This window comes from Spirosoma koreense, from assembly GCF_054777875.1.
The window spans coordinates 1196640-1219627 of record NZ_BAAHAC010000022.1 but is presented as its reverse complement, the minus strand read 5'-3'; the positions used below and the strand labels follow the sequence as shown (position 1 = coordinate 1219627).

22 protein-coding genes are annotated in these 22988 nt (G+C 52.6%); 14 read left to right on the top strand and 8 right to left on the bottom strand.

Annotated features, from left to right (window positions below; translation table 11 throughout):
- Positions 1–40: 40 nt before the first annotated feature.
- Positions 41–850, bottom strand: a complete 810-nt coding sequence (locus tag ACYVC2_RS18405; RefSeq protein ID WP_461104371.1) for an AraC family transcriptional regulator — start codon at positions 848–850, stop codon at positions 41–43.
- A 409-nt stretch (positions 851–1259) separates the two neighbouring features.
- Between ACYVC2_RS18405 and ACYVC2_RS18400 the strand changes: the two genes are divergently transcribed.
- From ACYVC2_RS18400 to ACYVC2_RS18390, 3 genes are all read left to right on the top strand, one after another.
- On the top strand, positions 1260–1754 hold the full coding sequence (locus ACYVC2_RS18400) for a PD-(D/E)XK nuclease family transposase (RefSeq protein WP_461104369.1): 495 nt from the start codon (positions 1260–1262) through the stop codon (positions 1752–1754).
- Positions 1755–1809: 55 nt separating this feature from the next.
- Entirely contained in the window at positions 1810–2115 is a 306-nt protein-coding gene (locus tag ACYVC2_RS18395; protein ID WP_461104367.1) for a hypothetical protein, read from the top strand.
- A gap of 193 nt (positions 2116–2308) precedes the next feature.
- Entirely contained in the window at positions 2309–3883 is a 1575-nt protein-coding gene (locus ACYVC2_RS18390) for a Na+/H+ antiporter (RefSeq protein ID WP_461104365.1), read from the top strand.
- 64 nt (positions 3884–3947) lie between these two features.
- Here the strand turns inward: ACYVC2_RS18390 and ACYVC2_RS18385 are convergent, their stop codons facing one another.
- Together ACYVC2_RS18385 and ACYVC2_RS18380 are read right to left on the bottom strand one after the other, a co-directional pair.
- The gene (locus ACYVC2_RS18385) at positions 3948–6083 is read right to left on the bottom strand and encodes a xanthine dehydrogenase family protein molybdopterin-binding subunit (RefSeq protein WP_461104363.1); all 2136 of its coding nucleotides are present in this window, start codon (positions 6081–6083) and stop codon (positions 3948–3950) included.
- Positions 6084–6363: 280 nt separating this feature from the next.
- Positions 6364–6954 (bottom strand): Crp/Fnr family transcriptional regulator, encoded by a 591-nt coding sequence (locus ACYVC2_RS18380; RefSeq protein ID WP_461104361.1) that lies wholly within the window; start codon positions 6952–6954, stop codon positions 6364–6366.
- 245 nt (positions 6955–7199) lie between these two features.
- Between ACYVC2_RS18380 and ACYVC2_RS18375 the strand changes: the two genes are divergently transcribed.
- The 3 genes from ACYVC2_RS18375 to ACYVC2_RS18365 all read left to right on the top strand — a co-directional run bounded on the left by ACYVC2_RS18375 (position 7200) and on the right by ACYVC2_RS18365 (position 9660).
- Positions 7200–8108: an SDR family oxidoreductase gene (locus ACYVC2_RS18375; protein ID WP_461104359.1), complete on the top strand. Its 909-nt coding sequence runs from the start codon at positions 7200–7202 to the stop codon at positions 8106–8108.
- A 219-nt stretch (positions 8109–8327) separates the two neighbouring features.
- The gene (locus tag ACYVC2_RS18370; protein WP_461104357.1) at positions 8328–8873 is read left to right on the top strand and encodes a hypothetical protein; all 546 of its coding nucleotides are present in this window, start codon (positions 8328–8330) and stop codon (positions 8871–8873) included.
- Between the two features lie 355 nt (positions 8874–9228).
- The gene (locus tag ACYVC2_RS18365) at positions 9229–9660 is read left to right on the top strand and encodes a putative quinol monooxygenase (protein WP_461104355.1); all 432 of its coding nucleotides are present in this window, start codon (positions 9229–9231) and stop codon (positions 9658–9660) included.
- Positions 9661–9705: 45 nt separating this feature from the next.
- Here the strand turns inward: ACYVC2_RS18365 and ACYVC2_RS18360 are convergent, their stop codons facing one another.
- The 3 genes from ACYVC2_RS18360 to ACYVC2_RS18350 are packed head-to-tail and all read right to left on the bottom strand — an operon-like array spanning position 9706 to position 13681.
- Positions 9706–11832: a xanthine dehydrogenase family protein molybdopterin-binding subunit gene (locus tag ACYVC2_RS18360; RefSeq protein ID WP_461104353.1), complete on the bottom strand. Its 2127-nt coding sequence runs from the start codon at positions 11830–11832 to the stop codon at positions 9706–9708.
- Positions 11833–11856: 24 nt separating this feature from the next.
- Positions 11857–12864 (bottom strand): FAD binding domain-containing protein, encoded by a 1008-nt coding sequence (locus ACYVC2_RS18355; RefSeq protein WP_461104351.1) that lies wholly within the window; start codon positions 12862–12864, stop codon positions 11857–11859.
- 19 nt (positions 12865–12883) lie between these two features.
- Entirely contained in the window at positions 12884–13681 is a 798-nt protein-coding gene (locus ACYVC2_RS18350; protein WP_461107184.1) for a 2Fe-2S iron-sulfur cluster-binding protein, read from the bottom strand.
- 183 nt (positions 13682–13864) lie between these two features.
- On the opposite strand from ACYVC2_RS18350, the gene ACYVC2_RS18345 reads away from it, so the two are divergent.
- The 5 genes from ACYVC2_RS18345 to ACYVC2_RS18325 all read left to right on the top strand — a co-directional run bounded on the left by ACYVC2_RS18345 (position 13865) and on the right by ACYVC2_RS18325 (position 17395).
- The gene (locus ACYVC2_RS18345) at positions 13865–14089 is read left to right on the top strand and encodes a hypothetical protein (RefSeq protein WP_461104349.1); all 225 of its coding nucleotides are present in this window, start codon (positions 13865–13867) and stop codon (positions 14087–14089) included.
- Entirely contained in the window at positions 14086–14532 is a 447-nt protein-coding gene (locus tag ACYVC2_RS18340) for a type II toxin-antitoxin system VapC family toxin (RefSeq protein ID WP_461104347.1), read from the top strand. The genes ACYVC2_RS18345 and ACYVC2_RS18340 overlap by 4 nt, the downstream gene beginning before the upstream one ends.
- A 91-nt stretch (positions 14533–14623) precedes the next feature.
- On the top strand, positions 14624–15565 hold the full coding sequence (locus tag ACYVC2_RS18335) for a helix-turn-helix domain-containing protein (RefSeq protein ID WP_461104345.1): 942 nt from the start codon (positions 14624–14626) through the stop codon (positions 15563–15565).
- 90 nt (positions 15566–15655) lie between these two features.
- Positions 15656–16408 carry an SDR family NAD(P)-dependent oxidoreductase gene (locus ACYVC2_RS18330; protein WP_461104343.1) on the top strand — a complete coding sequence of 251 codons (753 nt, stop codon included), beginning with the start codon at positions 15656–15658 and terminating at the stop codon, positions 16406–16408.
- 99 nt (positions 16409–16507) lie between these two features.
- Positions 16508–17395, top strand: coding sequence for an NmrA family NAD(P)-binding protein (locus tag ACYVC2_RS18325; RefSeq protein ID WP_461104341.1), 888 nt, complete (start codon positions 16508–16510; stop codon positions 17393–17395).
- 6 nt (positions 17396–17401) lie between these two features.
- On the opposite strand, the gene ACYVC2_RS18320 is transcribed toward ACYVC2_RS18325, so the two are convergent.
- Positions 17402–17965 (bottom strand): dihydrofolate reductase family protein, encoded by a 564-nt coding sequence (locus tag ACYVC2_RS18320; protein ID WP_461104339.1) that lies wholly within the window; start codon positions 17963–17965, stop codon positions 17402–17404.
- 189 nt (positions 17966–18154) lie between these two features.
- On the opposite strand from ACYVC2_RS18320, the gene ACYVC2_RS18315 reads away from it, so the two are divergent.
- Positions 18155–19165, top strand: a complete 1011-nt coding sequence (locus ACYVC2_RS18315; protein WP_461104337.1) for an SDR family oxidoreductase — start codon at positions 18155–18157, stop codon at positions 19163–19165.
- A 108-nt stretch (positions 19166–19273) separates the two neighbouring features.
- Here the strand turns inward: ACYVC2_RS18315 and ACYVC2_RS18310 are convergent, their stop codons facing one another.
- A complete protein-coding gene (locus ACYVC2_RS18310) occupies positions 19274–19597 on the bottom strand; it encodes a hypothetical protein (protein WP_461104335.1) in 324 nt (107 codons plus the stop codon).
- Between the two features lie 332 nt (positions 19598–19929).
- On the opposite strand from ACYVC2_RS18310, the gene ACYVC2_RS18305 reads away from it, so the two are divergent.
- Both ACYVC2_RS18305 and ACYVC2_RS18300 read left to right on the top strand, forming a co-directional pair.
- On the top strand, positions 19930–20256 hold the full coding sequence (locus ACYVC2_RS18305) for a PadR family transcriptional regulator (protein ID WP_461104333.1): 327 nt from the start codon (positions 19930–19932) through the stop codon (positions 20254–20256).
- A gap of 94 nt (positions 20257–20350) precedes the next feature.
- Entirely contained in the window at positions 20351–22951 is a 2601-nt protein-coding gene (locus ACYVC2_RS18300; RefSeq protein WP_461104331.1) for an ABC transporter permease, read from the top strand.
- The last annotated feature ends 37 nt before the right edge of the window (positions 22952–22988 follow it).

Below are 22988 nucleotides of genomic sequence, written 5' to 3'. Positions count from 1 at the left end.
CGCGGTTAGCCGTAGAGATTTTAGTAAAAAACGGACAATTTCAGTCGGTCTGCTGGCGAAGCTTCTGGCCCGTAAACCTGACGATGTCCTTGTAGAAATGGCTCATATCGTAATAGCCGTACTCGTAGGGCGAGAAGCGGTCTTTGTTCGCCACATAGCCAGCCAACGCAGCCCGGGTTCTGACCATCGTCAGGTATTGTTTGGGCGAAGTGCCGACCACCCGATGAAAATACCGGTTGATGGTCTTCGCTGTCAGAAACAGGCGATCGGCCAACTGACCCGTATTCAGTTCCAGTCCACTATTGCTGAACGTACCGATCGTATCCTGAACAATACTCCGGTAATAATCAGGCTTCTTCCGGAGATGGTACTGACCTAGCAGGTAATGCTCCAGCAGGGCGACGCGTTCGTCGAAATGGTCGGCTTCTTTCACGCGCTGAATCAGCGAAGCCGGTAGCACGGCATTCAGGTGGACGACCTGATCGGTGAACTGAGCCTGATTGACGCCGAGAACGGCTTCCAGCCCACCGGGAAAAAATTTGATAGTGAAGATGTGATCCGTCGGCAGGTTGTGCCGCTCAACGATGGTGTTTCTCAGAATAAGAACGTCGGTATGCTGCGAAATCAGGAACTGCTCCGCCCCTACCGTCATCCGATAAGGCGGCCCCAGATTGATGTAGCCCGTAGGTGTCCAGCTGGGAAACATCCGAATCATGAACTGGTTATCGGCTACGTACCGATACGTTTCGGCGGCCGACGACTCGGAGAAGAATTCGATATAATCGGCCAGTTCGTTACCGGGCGTATAGAACCGATATAGTTTTCTGATGTTATCGAAAATCTCCGTCATGGGTATCGAACGGTTAGCCGCAGTTGTAATCCAGCTGTAAACAACGCGAAGTTAAATCACCTGATCTTAATTCAAGGCCAAATAGCACTTTAACAGCTCGCAAGCAAGTGGTTAGCTAAATCATGTTCACCGCTGTTCCCTTCTACGCGTTCGATTACTGGGGGACTTGTCTGTATAAAGTGTGGGTAGCAAAGAAGGCAAGGTGATCTGAATCATTCGTAACCCAGGTTAAGATCCTGAGCTTGCTGGGCTAAAAATTGTAATAAATCTTCCATCAAAATGCGCCGATGACTTCCTGATTTCTTAAACCTGCTTTGAGCAGTTGGGACAAATATGCCAGAGCCATGACTTCGGGTTATTGAATAGCCCCCATGTATACAATATTCTCAATAACTGGTACTTTTATGGAATGGAGACCACCGTATACATCCCAATCATTTCTGATTATGGCTTTAAAGCCGCTTTCGGCAACGAATCTGATAGCTTATTCCTGCGCACCGCTTTACAGGCACTTATTAAATCCAGTATCCCGATTCAGGAAGTTTATTTCGACAAAAATGCATTCGAGGCTCTGACCATCGACAGCCGAAGCGGCATTTTTGATTTGTCTTGCATAGATGAGAATGGCACTCAGTTCATTGTTGAAATGCAGTTAGGCCATACTCCTTATTTTATTCAACGTATGAAGTTTTATGCCCTCCATAAATTCAACACGGTCGTTGAACGGGGTGAGTTCGATTACGCTGGCCTGCCTAAAATATATATTATTGCATTTCTGGAGAAAAGTATTTTGGCAACCTCTTATTTTCATACGGTTGCCAATTTGAGAAGTGAGCAAGGTGAAATCATTGATAGTCAAATGACCGCACGGGCGGCCCCGGTTTATTACCATGGAGTTGGCTAAATTTGACAAGCCAGTAGCCGAGGTAGAGTCAGACTTAGATAAGTTAGTGTATACGATGAAAACCTTACATACAACTGAGCCAACGCAGTACCCTGTCTTCTGGAATGAAGAGTGGCTCCGACGGGCAATTGACGAGTTAGATACCAGGAAAATGACTCCGGAGGAAAGGGCTCATTTTGCACGTGTAACCGCAGCTAATGCGGAAGCCGTAAAGGCCGAACAACAGAGAATTTTAGCAGTCAAAAAAGAGACGATAAAGAACTTATTGGCCTTAAACGTCCTGACCATTGAGCAGATTGCTAATTCGGTTGATGTCGCTGTCGATTTAGTAATTGATATTCAGAAAAAACAGGAAGCATAGAGCAACTTCACCGGCTTGAGTATATTTATTATAGAGAAGAGAAATTATCCTCTTTTTCAAAAGACGTCCGCTAAGCTATAAGCATCCCAATTCCCATTTAACTCAAAAACCAATATATTAGACTCCAAAAACAGGCAGAATGCCTGTTTTTTTATGGGACTCTGGTTGCTGCTACACTTTACTTTTCATTGTAATGATTGAACAGGTTACGTTTTATCTGGGGATGGTGCTGGTCATGCTGCTGCTGATTATCCTGGCTCAGCGGCTCAAAGTGGCGTATCCGGTATTGCTGGTGGTAGCGGGTCTTGTCATCGGTTTTATTCCCGGTGTACCGATGCTCGACATGAACCCGGAGCTGATCTTCATCATTTTTTTACCACCGCTCCTCTACGAGGCTGCCTGGTCCGTTTCTTGGAAAGAACTCTGGAAATGGCGTCGCATTATCCTTTCCTTTGCCTTTCTGGTCGTCTTTGTCACGGCTTTCAGTACGGCCCTGATCGCTCAGCACTATATTCCCGGCTTTACGCTGGCACTCGGCTTTGTGCTGGGGGGCATCGTGTCGCCCCCAGACGCGATCAGCGCCAGTGCCATTATGCGATTCGTCAACGTACCTAAGCGATTGATGTCGATTCTGGAAGGAGAAAGTCTGCTCAACGATGCGTCTTCGCTGATCGTCTTTCAGTTCGCGCTGATTGCCGTTTCTACCGGCCGGTTTTCTGCACAGGATGCTTTCCTTAGCTTTTTGTGGATGCTGGTCGGCGGGGTCGGAATTGGTCTGGGGGTTGGGTGGCTGTTCATGAAACTGCACAAGATCCTGCCTACCAATGTCAATATCGACATGGCCCTGTCTATTCTTACGCCCTATGCCATCTACATCGCGGCCGAGCAGGCACACAGTTCGGGGGTACTGGCGGTTGTGAGCGGTGGCCTGATGATGTCTTACCACCGGTTCGATTTTTTGAGTGGCCGGTCCCGAATCAGAGGCTTTAATTTCTGGGAAAGTACCTCCTTCATTCTGAACGGACTGGTGTTCATCCTGATTGGGCTCGATCTGCCACAGATCGTTTCGGGTCTGGACGGCACCAGCATCGGCGAAGCCATTGGCTACGGTGTTCTGATTACGGTAACGCTGATCATTGTCCGGATTTTATCCTGTTACGGGGCCGTGATCACGACCCTGGTCATGCGGAATTTTATTACCGTAGCCGATAACTCAAATCCGGGCTGGACAACCCCGCTGATGCTCGGCTGGACCGGTATGCGGGGGGTGGTCTCGCTGGCAGCCGCCTTGTCTATCCCGATTCAGTTGGACAACGGCACCGCTTTTCCACAGCGCAATCTCATCCTGTTCATCACCTTTGTTGTAATCCTATTGACCCTTGTCGTTCAGGGCCTTACCTTACCCTACATTATTAAAAAGGTCGGGCTGGAAGAACGGGATTACATCAAGCCGGAAGAGAAGGTCGACGCGTTTATCGAAAAGGAGTTTGCTGCGCTGGCTCTGCAGTACATGCGCGAACACCTGAGTGAGGATGAGATGACCCAGCCCGCTTATAAAAAGCTGATGGACCACAGTTCCCGCCAGTTATCGGGTGATGGGGCGGCCATGATGAGCGAACCGGTCAAAGACCTGTACCGCCATATTCTGGACCGGCAACGGCGGTGGCTGGTCGAAAAAAACCGGACTACCATGACCCTCGACGAAGACATTGTCCGCAAGCACCTTTATTACCTCGACCACGAAGAAGAGCGGCTGTTGCTGCGGTAAGGTAGTACCGACCGTCCCGGTCGGCTGTGAAGCAACCTCACCCACCCGACCGGGACGGTCGGTACTACAGTGTAAGCGGCAGTTGCCTGACCCGCTTGCCGGTGGCCGCAAACAGGGCGTTGGCTAAAGCAGGAGCGATGGGCGCCACACCGGGTTCGCCGGCTCCACCCATGCGCGCGGTGCTGGGTGCGATGTGTACTTCGATATCCGGGGTTTCAGCCAGTCGCAGGATTCGGTAATCGTGGAAGTTGCTTTGCTGAACACGTCCGTGGGCAAATGTAATCTCGCCGAAGAGAGCGGCCGTCAGGCCATAAACGATTCCACCCTCCATCTGCGCACGAACCCCGTCGGGATTTACGGCCAGACCGCAATCGATGGCGCACACCACCCGATGCACCTGAATCTGTTTATCGGCTACCGACACCTCGACCACCTGCGCTACATAGCTACCCATCGCTTCGCACACCGCTACGCCCCGGTAGCGACCCGCTGGCAAGGGGTTATCCCATTCGGCCTTCTCGGCGGCCAGATTCAGCGCGGCCAGATGGCGGGGTGACTGTTTAAGGAGCGTACGTCGGTAGGTGACCGGATCGATGGAGGCCTGCGCAGCCAGGTCGTCCACCAGCGTTTCTACCACGAAAACAGTATGGGTAGCCCCTACCGACCGCCAGGGGAGCACCGGAATCCCAACGGTGGTTGTGTGTAGTTCGAACGACAGATCCGGAATGGCGTCCGTGTAGGGAGCGCCTTTCGTAACGGAGCTATAGTCGATTCCGTTCTGCACGATCATGTCCTGAAGGGGCGTGTTGGCAAACAGCGACTGACCTACAATCCGGTGTTGCCAGGCAACGGGGAGCCCGTCGGCGTTGGTACCAATCTGTACATTATGGACATAAACGGGTCGGTAATAGCCACCCCGGATATCGTCTTCCCGCGTCCAGACCAGCTTGATGAATTTCCCGCTGGCCTTCGCAATCTGAACGGCTTCCAGGATCCAGTCGGCGCTGAACGAGCCGCGTCGGCCAAAACTGCCACCCAAAAAAGGCGTATACAACCGGACATTTTCGGGCTTTAGCCCCAGGTAAGCCGCTAGTTCAGCCTGGTGCAGCAGCGCCGACTGCGTGCCCGTCCAGACCTCGCATGTATCGCCGACCAGTTTGACCGTGCAGTTTAGCGGTTCCATGGGCGCGTGGGCCAGGTATGGGAAGCTGAACTCCGCGCTGAGTACGTTTGCGGATTTACTGAGGCCTGACGCAACGTCGCCTTTACGGTGAATCGGCAACCCTTCTGTTTTGGCCAGCGCCCGGTATTCGGCTACCTGTTTTTTGCTGTCGAAGGTGGCGTTTTCGCCCAGATCCCAGTCGATAGTGAGCGCATCCCGCCCGACTTTCGCGGCCCAGAACGTATCGGCCAGAACAGCCACGCCCGTGGGCACCTGAATCACCTGACGAACACCCTTTACGGCTCTGGCTTTGGTCGCATCGAATGATTTTACGGTGGCGCCGAACACGGGGGCATGTGCCACAAGCGCCGTCAGCAGGTCCGGAAACTGCATATCGATCCCGTATCTGGCTTTCCCGTTAATCTTGACGGAGGCATCGAGCCGCTTCATCGATTTGCCGATGTATTTCCAGTCTTTGGGTTCCCGGAGCGAAACGGTCGGAACGGGCAGCGTAGCGGCCTCCGCGGCCAGTTCACCATAACCGATCTTCTGATTACCAACGATGACATAGCTGTTTTCAGTCCGGCATGTTTCGGGCGATACACCCAGCCGTTTAGCAGCCGCCTGTATCAGCAGGGTACGGGCCGTAGCCCCCGCCCGGCGGCAGGAATCAAATTCGGAAACGGTAGTTTCAGAACCACCCGTATTCCGAGCCACGAGCGACTGGCCGAAATCAGCTTCTTTTCCGGGTGGACTGGGTTCTACGGTTATCTGATTCCAGTCGCAATCCAGTTCTTCGGCAATCAGCATCGGCAAGGTAGTCCAGATGCCCTGGCCCATTTCTACTTTCGAAAGAATAATACAGATGCGGTTGTCGGAGCCAATACGCAGGTAGGCGTTCATCGTGGTTTCGGTCGATGGACGCGTTGACTGCCTGGCTGGTCGGTCGGGCAGCGCAAACGAAACGACCAATCCCCCGATGGCCAGCGCTCCGGATGTCAAAAACGACCGCCGACTTACGGTATTCTTACTTTTCATGACCGCCTTCTTTATCGCACTGATTGTCAACCTCAATGCATATCCAGAGCAAAGCTATCGCTTCCACAAGCAGCCGGATAAAGTATTTGACGAACAGTCGGAAATGATTGACGTAAGGCGCTATTTACCCAATAGTATGGTTTGGGAGCGGAAAGAAGGGAGACAAACTCAGAGTAAAGAACAGGCCACCGCTTATGATAATAGGCACTCGGATCCTCGATATGCCCCCGCAGGATCATACTGGAATGAGTAGACTCAATACTGTGCCCGGATACAAAAATTACTCCCTTGCAGCTACCGCCTGCCCCTGCCGGATTCGGGTAAGTGTTTCGCGGGATACACCCAGATAAGAAGCTACCATATGCAGCGGTACCCGTCGGAAAATGTCGGGATACGTGTTTATAAAATAATGGTACTTTTCCTCTGCGCTGGCGCTGATGTTCACCAGGATTCGCTTCTGGGTGTCGGCAATGCCTCTGGTTATCAGCTTTTCGGAGAAGGCGTTTATTTCCGGAATAGCCATCCGCAGGCTTTCGTAATCGTCGTGACTCCACAGCACCACGTCACTGGTTTCAACGGCGTCAATGGTCAATTCCGAGGGTGTCCGGTTGAAATAGCTATCCGGATCGGTTATCCAGCCCTGCCCGGACGTAAATTTCATAATGTGCTCACTGCCGTTGGTGGCTACCCGGTAGGTCCGGAGCAGGCCCCGAAGCACGAATATTTTCAGTTGACACACTTCTCCCTCACGCATCAACATCTGCCTTCTGCGCACTTTTTTCACAACCGACTTCGAACGGATCAACTGCATTTGCTCACCCGTAAGCTCAGGAATGTACTGTCTTAGGTATTGTTCGAATTCGTCAAACATGATGAAAAGAGTATGTAGATTTTTGGCTGTGAGCCATGCCACGTTAACGAAGTTGGCTAGGGTTTGTAGAACCGAAGTTCCTATCCAATAGCTGGAGATGTCAATCCTAAACAGCTTCAATGCAAGGCATGCCTGCAATAAAACGAAAAATACGATAAAAATGTCCTCAGAAAAATGAGTCAAATGTCCTCGTCTGGTGGGTGGATACTCCGCTAGTTTTGTACGACCATTTAAAACAAAATTATATGCGTGTATTCGTTACGGGAGCCTCCGGGTTCGTTGGTTCCGCTGTCGTACAGGAATTGCTCAGCGCTGGTCATCAAGTGATTGGCCTGGCTCGCTCGGAGGAATCGGCCCAATCGCTCACCAAAGCCGGAGCGGAGGTCTTGCGGGGCAGTCTCGAAGACCTCGACAGTCTAAAAAAAGGAGCTGCGGAGGCCGATGGCATTATTCATACGGCGTTCATCCATGACTTTTCGAACTACATTGCCGCGGCCGAAACCGATAAGCGGGCCATCGAGGCCATTGGCTCCGTGCTGACAGGCTCCGACCGTCCGTTCGTGGTGACCGGCGGTATTCTAGGGTTACGTACCGACAGCAATTTTACCACCGAAGATGACCCGGCTCCCGGCTTTCCGCGGGCTTCGGAAGCGACGGCCATGGCACTGGCCGAAGCGGGCGTCCATGCGTCGGTCATTCGGCTGTCCCCCTCGGTACACGACGCGGGCGACTACGGTTTCATCCCCATTCTGATCAACACGGCCCGGCAGAAAGGCGTGTCGGCCTACGTAGGTGAGGGCAGTAACCGCTGGCCGGCCGTCCACCGGCTGGATGCGGCTCGTCTGTACCGATTGGCGCTGGAGAAAGGAGCCGTTGGCGCCCGCTACAACGCGATCGGCGACACAGGCATCCCGATCCGGGAAATTGCTGAAGTGATCGGCCAGCAACTGAACCTCCCCGTCGTTTCGATCGCTCCTGACGAAGCGGCCGGTCATTTCGGCTGGATGGGTCGTTTCATCGCATTCGACAACCCGGCCACCAGCCTCAAAACCCAACAGCAACTGGGCTGGGAAGTCACGCACCCCGGCCTGATCGACGATCTAAATCAGGGAGACTATTTTGACGCTAAGGAGTACAAGGCTTTAAGTAGTTAAGCTTGATTGCCATTGACCATCTCCTACCACCTGTTTTGGGGGCACATGTATAGTAATTTTAGCTATGTATGTGCCCCCTGAAGGAGGCATGCACTATCCCATTACTTATACTTACTCGATGGTATGCCTTGTAATGAAGTTACCTTACACGAAAAATTACGTCTACTCTTGGCTACACAATTCATAGAGGAAGAATCTTTTTCTCTACTAGCCTAATTTTTGTACATTCGTAAATTGAGAGAACGTAAAGAAACTGGCCTGGCTTTCGAGGTTGACTTTCTAACAAATTCCATCCGAAATCGCATTTCGGGTGATAGCGTCCAGACTGAAGTATTAAAATTGATGACAGTTGATCTGAAACAGCTGACCAAAAAGAATGGTTGGCTATTTGACTGGAAGACAGAGTTAGAGAATAATACGAAAGAAGTCTACAAGCTGACCATTTTACACGAGCCCAATAGTATTCAAGGCGCCATCAGTTTTACCATTAATACCGATCATGTTTACATGGACCTGCTCGAAAGTGCACCATTCAATTTGGGGCAAAATAAACGCTATGAAGGCGTTGCAGGAAATTTAGTAGCGTACGCCTGCAAAATTTCGTTTGAGCGAGGATTTGATGGGTACGTTTCTTTCACAGCAAAGACACAACTGATTGAGCACTATCAAAGGTCTCTTAATGCTGTTTTAGTCGGTGGTCAATTAATGATCATAAATACATTGGCGGCAAGCCGATTAGTCGACAGATATTTTAAAAAAGTATAAGGATGGGATACATTAAAGAACCAAATGGAGTCGACTTCATTATACAGGGAAAGCCATTGACAAGTGATCAAAAGCAGACCATCAGCGATTATATTAAAGCGGATAAAGAACGAACTGCAACCTTAAAAAAGCCTGATTCGAAAAGCGTGAATCGCCAACACACTCGCACAAAAAACAAGGCCTGATCATTTTGTCTTCTTCATCGGTTACGTCGGCTGCCATCCTGGCCATCCCGTTTTCGTAGGCTGTATTTCTACAATGGAGTTGGCTATATTTACGGGTGGGCGTAAACCTGATTGGTAGCCTATAACAGTACAACTCAATTCATGCGAATCTACAAGACTGTTCCTTTTCCATGAAATCATTTAAAACAGTTTATCAGGAGCATTTCTGCCTGACTAACTTAGTGGCAACGTTTTTCACGCTGTTTATGCTGACCTTTTCTTCTGGTCAAGAGGCTATGGCACAGGACAAAAATCAAATGGTTCGGCTGGCAAAGATCAACGTTGATCCGGCGCAACTAAAGAGCTACAATGCTGCTTTGAAAGAACAAATGACGACGGCTGTTCGTGTGGAGCCAGGGGTGTTGACTTATTATGCCGTCGCCGATAAAAAAGATCCGTCAAGCATCACGATTCTTGAAATATACGCCGACACAGCCGCATACAATGCCCATGTGACGACCCCCCATTTTAAGAAATACAAGGAGACGGTAAAAGATATGGTCAAGTCGCTGGAGCTTGTTGACGTCAACCTGGTTGGTTCGGCCAAAAAACCAGGCCTGTAGCATTACAGGCCTGGCGCTACAAATACCAGAACACAACCCGCATCCTCACAATACTTTATCCGGTGTGATCGGCAGATCCCGAACCCGCTTGCCAGTGGCATTGAAAACTGCGTTGGCTACGGCGGCTGCTACGCCCACGATACCCACTTCGCCGATGCCCTTCACGCCCATTGTGTTGACGTGCTCATCTTTCTCTTTAATGAAAATAGCGTCCAGCGAGCCAATGTCCAGGTTGGACGGAACGTGGTAGTCCGCGAACGAACGGGTGACGAAATTGCCCCAGCGCGGATCGACCGCCGATTCTTCAGTCAGCGCCATACCGATGCCCCAGACATTCCCGCCGATAATCTGCGAGCGGGCGGTTTTCGGATTCAGGATATTCCCCGCACCCGTTACAGCCAGAAACCGGTTTACGCGGACCATTCCCGTCGATTTGTTCACGGCGACTTCCGCAAAATTGGCGTTGAAGCTATGCGCCGAAAACTCCTCCGCACTTTCAGGCGGTTTGCTGTCGACGCGCGTCTGGTAGTCGGTAATTTTCTCGGATCGCATCAACTGCGCGGCCGTAGGGCGAACGAAAAACTGTTTGCCGGATCGGGAAAGCAAATCCTGCGTAATCTTCTCACAGGCGTCGTTGACGGCGTTGGCATAGCTGGCGGCCCCCACCGACCCTACCGCCCCAGCTGCAGGAGGTAGATTGGAATCGCCAATGTTTACCTTGACATTCTGAATCGGTAACCCCAGTGCATCGGCGGCCGTTTGGGTCAGGATCGTGTAGGTGCCCGTGCCCAGATCGGCAGCGGCCAGCTCGACCGTGGCCGTTACATCGTCGCCTGTGCGTTTCAGCTTTACTAAGGCCGAGGTGGGGCGCTGGTGGGCGGGGTAGGTTCCGGCCGAAACGCCGTAGCCAATCCAATAGTTACCGCGCTCGTTCTGACGGGGTTCAAGCTTACGCTTTTCCCAGCCAAAGGCTTTGGCCCCTTCGCGCAGACACGGCACCGTCGTCCGCGACGACCAGGGCTTGCCATTGGACGGATCGCGTTCGGGCTCGTTTTTGATCCGGAACTCGATCGGGTCCATTTTCAGCTTGTAAGCCAGTTCGTCCATTGCCGATTCGAGCGCAAAACTACCGGTCGATTTGCCAGGACCACGCGCGTAGGTCGGCAGAATCAGGTTCATGGGCACGACCCGGTACGTGATGAGCGAGTTGGGCGTGTCGTACATGATTTTCGAGCAGTCGCCACAGGGTTCGACAAACTCGTCGTTGATGGCGCAGTGGGTCGTAATCTCGTGCGCCAGCGCCGTCAGCTTGCCATCGGCCGTAGCGGCCAGACTCACCTTCTGTTGATTGTGCTGCCGCAGCCCCACCGAATTGACCATCTGCTGCCGGGTTAGGGCCAGCTTCACCGGGCGGTTGACCTGTTTAGCCGCCACAGCCGCCAGCGCCAGGTTGGCCCACTGCCCGCCTTTCGAGCCAAATCCACCCCCGATATAAGGCGACACGATCCGCACCTGTTCGGGCTTCAGGTTCAGCGTGGCAGCTGCGGCACTTTGCGCACCGTTCACAATCTGCGCGCTGCTGTATAGCGTGACGTTGTCGCCGTTCCATTCGGCAATGGCCGCGTGGGGTTCCAGCGGGTGGTGGTGCTCGATAGGCGTTTCATACACCTCTTCTACTTTCTGAATTGCCTGGCTCAGGGCGGCTTTGACGTCGCCCCGGCTGGCATCGGCTTTCTCTTTGTCCTTCGGCAGACGGGCCTGGCCGGCCAGCTTCTCGAAATCGACTTTAGGCTCTTTTTTATCGTACGTCACCTGAATGAGCCGGGATGCGTAGCGGGCTTGCTCGAAGGTTTCGGCAACCACAATCCCGATATTCTGCCCAAAAAACTCGATCTCCGGACTTTGTAGCAAAGCACCTCCACGCAGCCCGCCCTTAACGTTCAGTTTCGGCGCATTTTTATGGGTAATAACGGCCAGCACACCAGGCGCTTTTTCCGCAGCCGCGCTGTCGATGTTTTGAATCATCCCGGCGGCAACGGTACTTTTAAACAGAATGGCGTAAGCCGGATTTTTCACCGGATGATCCATCGAATAAGCCGCTTTACCCGTCACCTTAGCTATACCGTCGATGCGGCTGATGGGCGTGCCGATTGTTTTATTGGTATCCTTCATCGGATTAGTAGTCAGTTGTGGTCATTACGCTTTGCCACCGTTCATGGCCATTTGCAAGGCCAGAACGATGCTCCGATTGCCCAGCTCTACTTTAAATGCATTATGGGCCAGCGGTTTGGCATCGGCCATTTCGGCATTTGCGGCCAGTTTAAAATTCGCTTCCGTCGCTTCTTTGCCGACCAGCATCTGCTCGGCTTTCAGGGCTCGCCAGGGTTTATGCGCAACCCCGCCCATCGCAATCCGGGCCTGCCTAATCCGGTTTCCGTCCATTTCCAGGGCTGCGGCCACCGATACCAGCGCAAACGCATACGACGCCCGGTCGCGGACTTTCAGATAGTACGATTTCTCGGCGAACCGGTTCTGCGGCAGTTCGATGGAGGTGATCAGCTCGCCATGTGCCAGGTTCGTATCCTGCTCAGGTTTGTCGCCCGGCAGCCGGTGAAAATCGGACATCGGGATGCGCCGTTCCTGACCGTTGGTATTTCTGACATTGACTACGGCGTCCAGAGCCGCCAGCGCTACAGCCATATCCGACGGGTACACCGCCACGCATTGCTCCGACCAGCCAAAGATGGCGTGCATCCGGTTGATGCCTTCCTTTGCTCCACAACCGGTGCCGGGCTGGCGTTTGTTGCAGGGCATAGCCACTTCGTAGAAATACGGACAGCGGGTCCGTTGCAGCAGGTTACCGCCATTGGTCGCCATGTTTCGCAGTTGCCCCGAAGCGCCAGCCAGAATCGCCTGCGTCAGAAGCGGGTAGTGCTGGCGCACGAGCGGATGGTTAGCCGCGTCGGTATTCTTGCCGAGCCCGCCAATCGAAAGACCGCCTTTGTTAGGGCCCGCACTGATGGTCTTTATATCATTTAAACCCAGCTCAGAAATGTCGATCAGCGCCGTTGGCCGCTCAACGTCTTCCTTCATCAGGTCCAGCAGGTTGGTTCCACCGGCGAGGAATCGGGCGGTCGGATTCCCGGCCAGCAACTTGATGGCCGACGCGGGATCATTGGCCCGGGTATACGTGAAAGGTCTCATGAAATAGGTTGGCTAAGGATTAAACGGAGCGGAAAACCTGTTCGACGGGCTGGCCGCTGTGCACTTCCTGGATGGCCGCCACGATGTTCGGATACGCTCCACACCGGCAGATATTTCCCGACATGCGCTCCCGAATTTCTTCGGTCGAAAGCTTCACTGGTCCCGCTGGCTGGCGAACGTTCTCCGTTACATAACTGGCATGACCTTTTCGGGCTTCATCGAGCATGGCCACTGCCGAGCAGATCTGGCCAGGCGTACAGAAGCCGCATTGAAAACCGTCGTGCTTCAGAAAAGCTTCCTGCATCGGATGGAGTCGGGCGACTGAACCGGTTCCCCCTTGCGCCAATCCTTCGATCGTTTGCATGGTTTTCCCTTCGCAACTGGCGGCCAGCGTCAGGCACGAGAGCACCCGATGACCGTTTACCATTACCGTACAGGCCCCACACTGGCCGTGGTCACAGCCTTTTTTGGAGCCGGTCAGGTCCAGCCGTTCGCGCAGGGTATCCAGCAGGGTCATCCGTGAATCGACCGTCAGTTTGCGGGCCGTACCGTTGACTTTGAACGAGACATTCACGCCGTTTTCGATGCTGGCCGGAGCGAGTTCGGCCGGAACCGTTTCACTAAACGGGCGGGTCATCAACTGCTCGGCCACCGCCGACTGAGCGGCTAGCATGCCCCCGCCAGCCAGCGTCATGAGTTTGAGGAAATGTCGTCGGTTGACGCCTGTATCCAGGATCTCGGTCAGGTCTTCGGGCATCAGGTCGGCAAAGAGCCGCTTTTCGTCCTCCGTCAGGTCAGGTGATTCGTGTTCGTCCATCATACCTTTCTTCAGTAGGTAGTCAGTTGTGGTCAGTAATGGTCATTTGTCGTCATTCATGGTCATTGACAGTCAGTTGCTGAACAACGAATGACTCACGATCCTTAACCAGTTGGTAAAAGCTATTGTTACAAATAAGGGGCCCATTAGCTATATGTCAGCGATAAGCCCGCTAATTGGGCAATGAAAAAAGAGTTAACTTTGTTAAAGGACGACAAGCTGATAGCTATGAAAACAAAAAAGAAGTCTCCGCCCCCTCTGGTCATACACGGATACAATGCCGCAGGAAAACTTATTGAAGGCACTATTCCCGCCGGGGAATTACCCATTGAAGATCCGGGCTTAGCCATTCAGCGCATATTGGCTAGACATAAAGACGTTAAGCCTACGCTTGTTCTACCTGAATGACCTCCAATTCTCCCAATTCGTTTGCGCTGGTCGATACGGGCGTACTGAGCCGATTCTTTTTAAAGAAGCCACAACTCGTAAAAGCCTACAGAGAACTGACAACCAAAGCTGTACCCGTCATTTCAGCCAGCATCTATATTGAATTGATGCGATGGTTGATCAATATCCGAGGCCGTGCTATTGACCCAATTACAAAAAGCGAGTTTGATGTGATCCGAAAGCAGTTGGATAAATATATACAGCTGAATCACGGCGATTGTATTGAACTAGCCGTGGAAACATGTCGGCTTCATCCAGATACAGGCCTTGGTGATCGCTTTACGATTGGGGTAGGGTTGTTTTTTGACATACCCGTTTTTACACTTAATCAAAAACATTTTGAACGAGTGCCTGGCCTTCGGCTGTATCGGCCTGACAATTACGATCTCCTAGAAGTCAGTTGATCGGGTAGGCTGATCGTGAAAGTAGATTTATTTTGATGATTAGGCCTGATAAATCAATGCCAATGTTAACCGGTTTGCCGGAAAGATTATTATGAGTATTCGTTTGCTGGACGATTGTCGACTGCATCATGAACCAGATACACATCCTGGTCTCGATGTATCGGAGCGACAACATACAGGGCAGGAAGCCGAACCCTTTGATCTGTTTAGCACAGATGGTGTTCTGAAAGGGATCGGTGCGCAACCTATGATAGCGTATCCCTGTCGGGTGAACTATAAAATAAGCCTGCTTCACGGACGCAGCCGGGTCGAGTACGCGGATAAGGTCATCGACATCGAACCGGATGCGCTGCTGTTTTCTACGCCCAGAATCCCTTATTACTGGTTGCCACAGGACCCGCATCAGCCGGGTTCATCCTGTGCTTTTTCAGCGGACTTTCTACTGCCCACGAACAGCGGTGTGGTGCTCGACGAGCTGCCGATCTTCAGAGCCGGTGGTTTTCCGGTGTTTCAACTGGCGGCTGGCGACGTGGCTCGGGTGCAGGCCATTTTCGAGAAAATGCGGGAAGAACTGGCTTCGGACTACGCCTATAAGTACGATCTGCTGCGCACCTACGTGCTCGAACTGATTCATGTCGGACAGAAACTACAACCTGCTCCAGCCCAGAATCCGGTCCATAGCGCTTCGGCGCGGGTGTCGTCGCTGTTTACAGAACTGCTGGAACGTCAGTTTCCTATTGAAAAACCGGAGCAGCAACTTCGGCTGCGTACGGCCAGCGATTACGCCGACCAACTGGCCGTGCACGTCAATCATCTCAACAAGGTGCTGAAAGAAACGACGGGCCGCACGACTACCGAATTAATCGGCCACCGCATCGTGCAGGAAGCCAAAGTACTTCTTCGGCAACCCAGCTGGACCCTGGCAGAAATTGCCGATAGCCTTGGCTTCACCGACGTGGCCCACTTCTCCAAAACGTTCAAGCAGCAAACGACGGTAGCGCCCGGTGCCTATCGAAATCAGGTGCTGGTTTGATTGCTACAAAAAACGGATTGACTTCTACAATCGCTCAACTGGTTTGCCGACAGACCTTTGCCGGGTCTTTTATCAAGTCAAGTAAACCAGATGAACACAGTTAAAATTGCTTTAGTGACCGGCGGCAGCCGGGGAATTGGCCAGAACATGGCCCTGAGCCTGGCTCAGAAGGGCATCGACGTCGTACTCACCTACCACAGCCAGCAGGAAGAAGCGTTATCCACCGTCGCCCAGATCGAAGCGCTGGGGCGGAAAGCCGCGGCCCTGCAACTGAACACCGCCGACCTAAGCGGATTCGACGCTTTTTTTGCGCAGTTGACCACCGTTCTGTCGCAACGCTTCGACACCGATCGCTTCGATTTTCTAATCAATAATGCCGGTACGAGTCTCAACGCGCCTATTGCCCAGACCACCGAAGACCAGTTCGACCAGATGCTGAACATCCACCTGAAAGGCGTTTATTTTCTGACCCAGCACGCCCTGCCGCTACTGAACGACGGCGGACGGATTATCAACATTTCGTCGGCAGTAACCCGCTACTCCTTTCCGGGTGTTTCCGCTTACGCCATGATGAAAGGCGCCGTAGATGTCTTCACCCGCTATCTGGCGCTGGAACTGGGTTCGCGTGGGATTACAGCCAATGTGGTGGCACCAGGTGCTATTTTCGGGGGTAGTACCATGACCGATACGCCCGACACGCGGGCTTTTGTCGCGCAGATAACGGCGCTGGGTCGCGTCGGCCTTCCCGACGATGTGGGCGGGGTGGTCGCGTTTTTATGCAGCGATGAAGCGAAATGGATCAATGGGCAGCGCATCGAAGTAACGGGCGGTATGCACCTGTAAGCGTATCCTGGATACAAACCAAGTTGAGAGAAATGCGTTGTAAGAAAGCGGTAGCTAGATGCCTGCCGCTTTCTTTTTGATTATAAGACCAACCAACGAATGGTAACGAAAATTTTAGTAGCGGGTGCAACAGGTAATCTGGGCGGGCGCATCGTCCGGGAACTGATCAGCCGTGGGGCAGAGGTGCGGGCGCTGGTTCGGCCGAGTTCGGATCATCAGAAAGTGGGTGGACTTAAAGACCAGGGCGCACAGATCGTAGAAGTAAACCTGACAGACGTAGCGGAGTTGACCAGGGCCTGTGAAGGCGTTTCGTGCATCGTATCGGTCATGCAGGGTTTGCGGGATGTCATCGTCGATACACAATCGAAGCTGCTCGATGCGGCTATTGCCGCCGGAGTGCCCCGATTTATTCCCTCCGACTTTGCCAGCGATTTTACGCAACAGGACGCCGGCGAAAACCGCAACTTCGACCTTCGGAAAGAGTTTATGACGCTTATCGATGGTAAGCCCATTGCCGCTACGTCTATTCTGAATGGTGCTTTCGCCGAAATTCTGTTTTACGGCACGCCCCTGCTCGACTTTAAGAACAAACAGGTTGGGTATTGGGAGGCCCCCGACTGGCGCATCGACTTCACGACCATGGACAATACCGCGGCTTATACGGCTGCCGCTGCTCTGGACGATTCGACGCCCCGGCTTCTGCGCATCGCCAGCTTTCAGCTCAGCGCCAACGAGTTAGCCCAGGTAGCAGAAGAAGCGACGCACCAGGCCTATCATGTGGTTCGGCTGGGCTCGCTCGCCGATCTGGCCGCTTACAATCAACGGGAACGGGCCGCTCATCCGGAAGGGGAGCAGCAAGTTTTTCCGCGCTGGCAGCAAAGCCAGTATCAACAGAGCATGATTACGGTGCAGCACAAAACCCTCGACAACGAGCGCTATCCCGATGTGCAATGGACCAGCCCGCAGGAATGGCTGGCCCGGCGTTAACACGCGTCAGGCCGACCGGTAATGCAACAGCACAATTCCGCAGTCGAACGGTTTGGCCTCCACGAGTGTCAAACTCTTCCGGCTGTCGAGGCTGCTGAAAATAGCCATTCCCCCACCTAAAACCACCGGATTGACGAACAGGTAGTAGTCGTCGATCAGGTTGTTTTTGACAAGTGAAGAGACGAACTCAGCCCCGCCGTAGGCAATCAGATCACCACCCGATTGATTTTTCAGGCTGGTGACTTCCTGTACGAGGTCGCCCCTGTTTACGGTTGCGTTTTTCCCTTCGATGCCATCCAGGGTATTCGAGAACACGATTTTGGGCGTATCGACCATTTTTTGCGAGCCGGGCTCAGCGCCTTCGGAGCTATCGACTCGCGATTGCCAGGCGGGGATGAAGCCTTCGGCTAGTTTACGGCCCAGTAAAATTGTGCTCACGGGTTCGGTTATGGTGGTCACTTCACGCATGATATCGTCACCCCAGTTCATGACCAGCCAGTCCATTTCGCCGTTCGGTCCGGCAATAAATCCATCGACCGAAATCTGTACCTGTAGTTTTAGTTTTCGCATGATGTGTTTTTTCTGACAGGATTAACACAGTTTGTTTAATCATGGAACTCCGAAGCGTCGGCCCGGCTGTCAATCCTGTCGAAAAATAATCATTTCGAAAAAATCTAACCTTCAGCTTGCTCCTTTTGTTAGCAGGTATATTCTACAGGCAAGCTATAGAATCTTTAATACTCAACGGAAGATTAAGACATGTCAACTGAAAATCAACTGAGCCGACGCCAGCTTATTGGCGGAATCGGAAGCGGACTGGCCGCTTCGATGATGGCAGCCCCAACGTTTGCGGCTTCGGCCCCGGAGCCTTCTGTTTCGAACGCTCCAGCGGTCCTTGTCGACCCAACCAGCAAGTACCCTAAGCCGCCGTTTACTACGCCCATGCAACCCTGGCCGGGTCTGGCTAGTAAAATGAATCCCAAGCCGGATCATGGCGAAACGAGTTACAAGGGTTCGGGTCGTTTGCAGGGTCGGAAAGCCCTGATTACGGGTGGCGACTCGGGCATGGGTCGGGCAGCGGCCATTGCCTACGCGCGTGAAGGTGCCGATGTGGCAATCAACTACCTGCCCGCCGAGGAACCCGATGCGAAGGAAGTTATCGAGCTGATCAAAAAAGAAGGCCGTAAAGCGATTGCCATTCCCGGCGACCTCCGCGATGAAGCCTTCTGCAAACGGCTGGTCGATGAGGCCGTGAAAGGATTGGGAGGGCTGGATATTCTGGTCAGCAATGCGGCCCGACAACAACAGCGCCAATCTATTCTGGACCTTACGTCGGAAGATTTCGACGCTACCATGAAAACGAACATTTACGCGCCGTTCTGGATCATTAAAGCGGCTCTGCCACACATGCCCCCTGGCTCGACAATCATCGGTACTACATCCGAACAGGCCTACGACCCCTCGCCTAACCTGTACGACTACGCCCAGACAAAGGCCGCTACGATGAATTACGTCAAGTCGCTGGCGAAACAGCTTGGTCCGAAAGGCATCCGGGTAAACGGCGTAGCACCGGGCCCGATCTGGACGCCCCTGCAACCCAGCGGTGGCGCTACGGCGGAAAAACTGAAAAACTTTGGCGGTGACACACCGCTGGGACGCCCCGGACAACCCGCCGAACTGGCGTCGATCTATGTGCAATTGGCTGCGAACGACGGCAGCTATGCGACGGGGCAGGTGTACGGAGCGGCTGGTGGTGGCGGACAACCGTAGATGTTGTCATTCGGTTGTCATTTCTCAATCAAAGACCACCGAATGATGATAAAACAATCACTGAAAACCTGGTTAAAAAGCCGCATCAGTACGCTCTGATGCGGCTTTTTAGTAGCTGAACTGGATAATGACAGGGTCGTCATCGGGAAGATAGCCGTACAGTGGGGGGTCAGTGATTTCTTCAATGGCAAGATCGGCCAGTGACGCTCCGGATTCAATAAGAGCTTCGGTAGCAAACGCTTTGGCGACCTGGTGAATTAGCACCAGCCGGGAGAACAATGCACCGGTAGATGGCTGGATATCGGTGCATTGGCTAAGTCGCTGGCTAAAAACTTTCGCAGGTATTTCGATAGTCTGCCAATGCCGGGGTGTCGGCTCTTTCACGCTTTCAGGATATAGGTCAAAAAATAAAGCCAGACGACGCGAAGTCACCTGGCTTTTTTTGTTCGCTTGGTAGAACGGCTATTATCTAAAATCAGGTGCCTTTCACAGCATCCCCGTCTATCAGCGACTCACGTATATAAAACGGTTTTCGGGAAGGTTTGTTTTCAGCAATGAAATATTATAGCGTAATGTTTCAGTTTATTCCCGACTACTGGCCTGCTTTCACCTGCCTGAGCTGTCCACGACCGTACGATCGATGTCCGTTTCTGGACATTCCGTAATAGTATCTTCTTACCCAGAAACGCCTTCTTGAGCTGCAATAGCCCTTTTTAGATCCTGGCAAAGCATTTGTTATACATTTACACAACTAATCTTCAGGTATGAAGGGCACTTACTTAGGCGAGTTTGAGGAAGTCGTGCTGCTGGCCGTCGCCATCCGGGCAGGCGACGCTTACGGGGCGGCTGTCGTCAATGAGATTGAACAGCAGATGGGTCGCTCCGTAAATCTGGGAGCTGTGCATTCGGCCCTGAACCGACTTCAGGAGAAAGGGCTGGTGAATTCGGAAATGGGCGGGGTAACGACCGAACGGGGCGGCCGTCGGAAACGACTGTATTCGGTAACGGCTTTTGGCCGGCGGGCATTGGAGGAGATTCGGCAGTTGCGGAACCAGATGTGGGACGCCATTCCCCAAACCGCCTGGTCTTGATAAATGAATAATGTAAAATGATACCACTCGTCCAATTTCCTGATTCATCATCCCCTATCTACCATTATTCATTATTCATTATCCATTATCCATTATGAACCCACCTCCCCGCTTCGCCAATCGCCTGCTTCACTGGTTTCTGGCCTCGCATCGACTGGAAGAGCTGGAAGGAGATTTAGACGAATTATTTCAGCAACGCGTCCGGGAGCTGGGTTTGCGACAGGCCCGCCGACGTTATGTGCGCGATGTGGTGAGCTCACTACGTCCGTCGCTCATGAAACAGCAACATTCAGCGTATCCAAAACCCAACAACATCCTTATGCTGCGCAATTACTTCAAAGTTGCTTTCCGAAACCTGACTAAATACAGGGGCTATTCGGCTATCAACATTGCCGGTCTGGCAACGGGCATGGCCGTGGCCATGCTCATCGGCCTGTGGGTCTGGAATGAATTTGCCTACGACCAGACATATGCCAATTATGATCGCATTGCCAAGGTGATGCAGAACCAGACATTCGATGGCGTAACTGACACCCGATCGGGGCAGGCGATGCAGTTAGCCCCTGAGCTACGGAGCAGCTACGGAAACCATTTCAAATACGTCGTTACGGCTGAATATCCGGGTGATCACCTGCTATCGCTGGGAAATCAGAAGCTTACGAAAGTCGGAAATTTCATGGAACCCGGTATTACGGAGATGCTCGCGCTGACGATGCTGAAAGGCACCCGGTCGGGTCTTCGTGATGCCAACTCCGTTCTACTTTCCGAATCAGTAGCCAGATCGCTGTTTGGCGAGACCGACCCGCTGAACAAACTCATCAACATCGACAAGAAATGGGACGTAAAAGTTACGGGGGTTTACGCCGACATACCGGTCAATTCTACGTTCGCCAACCTGGCGTTTATCGCCCCTTTCGACCTGAAAAAGAAAGAATTACCGGAATGGCTCGGCTGGGGAAATAGCTGGTTTCAAACGTTCGTGCAGATTGCCGACAATTCCAGCATGGAGACCGTGTCGATGGCGATTAAAGATGCCAAACTGCATAAGGTCAGCAGCAGCGACGACGCCCGGTTTAAGCCCGAACTGTTTCTGCTTCCCATGCCTAAGTGGCATTTGTATTCGGAGTTTCGGAATGGCGTGAACACCGGCGGTCAAATTCAATACGTCCGGCTGTTTAGTATCATCGGCATTTTTGTGCTGTTGCTGGCCTGCATCAATTTCATGAATCTCTCGACGGCCCGCAGTGAAAAACGCGCCAAAGAAGTGGGCGTCCGCAAAGCCATCGGCTCAGTACGCAGGCAGATTATGCTGCAATTTTTCAGCGAATCGCTACTGATTGTCAGCGTTGCGCTTATCCTCGCTCTGTTACTGGTTTTTCTCGTCCTGCCCGCGTACAATGCCGTTGCCGATCGGCACATCAGCCTGCCCTGGACTAGTCCGCTGTTCTGGAGCTCAGTGCTCGGTTTCAGCCTGTTTACCAGCCTGATCGCCGGGAGTTATCCGGCCATATATCTCTCTTCTTTCCAGCCGATTAACGTGCTGAAAGGCACCTTTCGGGTCGGGCAGTTTGCCGCGCTGCCCCGCAAAGTACTGGTGGTGGTTCAGTTTACCGTTTCCATTACGCTGATCATCGGTACGGTGATTGTTTTTCAGCAGATCGAATTCGCCAAGAATCGCCCCGTCGGCTACAGCCGGAACAACCTGGTGTCTTTTCCGATCCGGACCAACGAGCTGATTACCCATTTTGCCACGTTTCGGGAGGAGTTGCTGAATACGGGGGCCGTTGAGGAAGTGTCCGCAACCGACTCGCCTATTACGGATACGGGGGTTACCAACGGCGGCTTCGACTGGAAAGGCAAAGTGCCGAACATGGCCGATGAGTTCGTTACCCTGCGCGTCACCCACGGGTTCGGTAAAATGGTCGACTGGAAAATCAAGGAAGGACGGGATTTCTCGAAAGAGTTTGCCACCGATTCGGCCGGGTTTATTCTCAATGAAGCGGCCGTGGCTTACATGGGCCTGAAAAATCCAGTCGGTGAAGTCATCAAATGGGGCGACGTGCCGTTTAAGGTGATTGGCGTCGTGAAAAATCTGGTGACCCAGTCGCCCTATGAACCGGTTAAACAGATGATTTTTTGCATCAATTACAACCGCATTTCGACCATAACCTTTAAAATAAACCCGCTCAAAAGTGCGCCCGAAGCCCTGGCAAAAGTAGAAGCGGTTTACAAAAAATACGACCCGGACAATCCGTTCGATTTCCGCTTTACCGACCAGGAATACGCCCGAAAATTCAGCGAAGAAGAGCGTATCGGCAAATTGGCCAGTTTCTTCGCCGGGCTCGCCATCTTCATTTCCTGCCTGGGTTTGTTCGGACTGGCGTCGTTTGTGATGGAGCAACGGACCAAGGAGATCGGCATTCGCAAAGTCATGGGGGCGTCTGTATCCAGTTTGTGGCAACTACTGTCCAGAGATTTTGTGCTGCTGGTCATCATTTCGCTGTTCATTGCCGTGCCAACAGCCTGGTATTTCATGCACGGCTGGATCCAGCATTACACGTATCGAACAGAACTCTCGTGGTGGGTATTCGCAGCCTCCGGCGCGGGCGTATTGCTCATCACGTTACTGACGGTCAGCTATCAAAGCATCAAAGCGGCTCTGATGAATCCAATAAAAAGTCTGCGATCCGAATAGCATAGGGCGTGGGGATAGGGGCATAGGATAAGAGTAG

Coding starts and splice junctions, on each gene's coding strand:
- ACYVC2_RS18405 (WP_461104371.1), bottom strand. CDS start 850: ATGACGGAGATTTTCGATAACATCAGAAAACTATATCGGTTCTATACG.
- ACYVC2_RS18400 (WP_461104369.1), top strand. CDS start 1,260: ATGGAGACCACCGTATACATCCCAATCATTTCTGATTATGGCTTTAAA.
- ACYVC2_RS18395 (WP_461104367.1), top strand. CDS start 1,810: ATGAAAACCTTACATACAACTGAGCCAACGCAGTACCCTGTCTTCTGG.
- ACYVC2_RS18390 (WP_461104365.1), top strand. CDS start 2,309: ATGATTGAACAGGTTACGTTTTATCTGGGGATGGTGCTGGTCATGCTG.
- ACYVC2_RS18385 (WP_461104363.1), bottom strand. CDS start 6,083: ATGAAAAGTAAGAATACCGTAAGTCGGCGGTCGTTTTTGACATCCGGA.
- ACYVC2_RS18380 (WP_461104361.1), bottom strand. CDS start 6,954: ATGTTTGACGAATTCGAACAATACCTAAGACAGTACATTCCTGAGCTT.
- ACYVC2_RS18375 (WP_461104359.1), top strand. CDS start 7,200: ATGCGTGTATTCGTTACGGGAGCCTCCGGGTTCGTTGGTTCCGCTGTC.
- ACYVC2_RS18365 (WP_461104355.1), top strand. CDS start 9,229: ATGAAATCATTTAAAACAGTTTATCAGGAGCATTTCTGCCTGACTAAC.
- ACYVC2_RS18360 (WP_461104353.1), bottom strand. CDS start 11,832: ATGAAGGATACCAATAAAACAATCGGCACGCCCATCAGCCGCATCGAC.
- ACYVC2_RS18355 (WP_461104351.1), bottom strand. CDS start 12,864: ATGAGACCTTTCACGTATACCCGGGCCAATGATCCCGCGTCGGCCATC.
- ACYVC2_RS18350 (WP_461107184.1), bottom strand. CDS start 13,681: ATGGACGAACACGAATCACCTGACCTGACGGAGGACGAAAAGCGGCTC.
- ACYVC2_RS18345 (WP_461104349.1), top strand. CDS start 13,865: ATGAAAAAAGAGTTAACTTTGTTAAAGGACGACAAGCTGATAGCTATG.
- ACYVC2_RS18340 (WP_461104347.1), top strand. CDS start 14,086: ATGACCTCCAATTCTCCCAATTCGTTTGCGCTGGTCGATACGGGCGTA.
- ACYVC2_RS18335 (WP_461104345.1), top strand. CDS start 14,624: ATGAGTATTCGTTTGCTGGACGATTGTCGACTGCATCATGAACCAGAT.
- ACYVC2_RS18330 (WP_461104343.1), top strand. CDS start 15,656: ATGAACACAGTTAAAATTGCTTTAGTGACCGGCGGCAGCCGGGGAATT.
- ACYVC2_RS18325 (WP_461104341.1), top strand. CDS start 16,508: ATGGTAACGAAAATTTTAGTAGCGGGTGCAACAGGTAATCTGGGCGGG.
- ACYVC2_RS18320 (WP_461104339.1), bottom strand. CDS start 17,965: ATGCGAAAACTAAAACTACAGGTACAGATTTCGGTCGATGGATTTATT.
- ACYVC2_RS18315 (WP_461104337.1), top strand. CDS start 18,155: ATGTCAACTGAAAATCAACTGAGCCGACGCCAGCTTATTGGCGGAATC.
- ACYVC2_RS18305 (WP_461104333.1), top strand. CDS start 19,930: ATGAAGGGCACTTACTTAGGCGAGTTTGAGGAAGTCGTGCTGCTGGCC.
- ACYVC2_RS18300 (WP_461104331.1), top strand. CDS start 20,351: ATGAACCCACCTCCCCGCTTCGCCAATCGCCTGCTTCACTGGTTTCTG.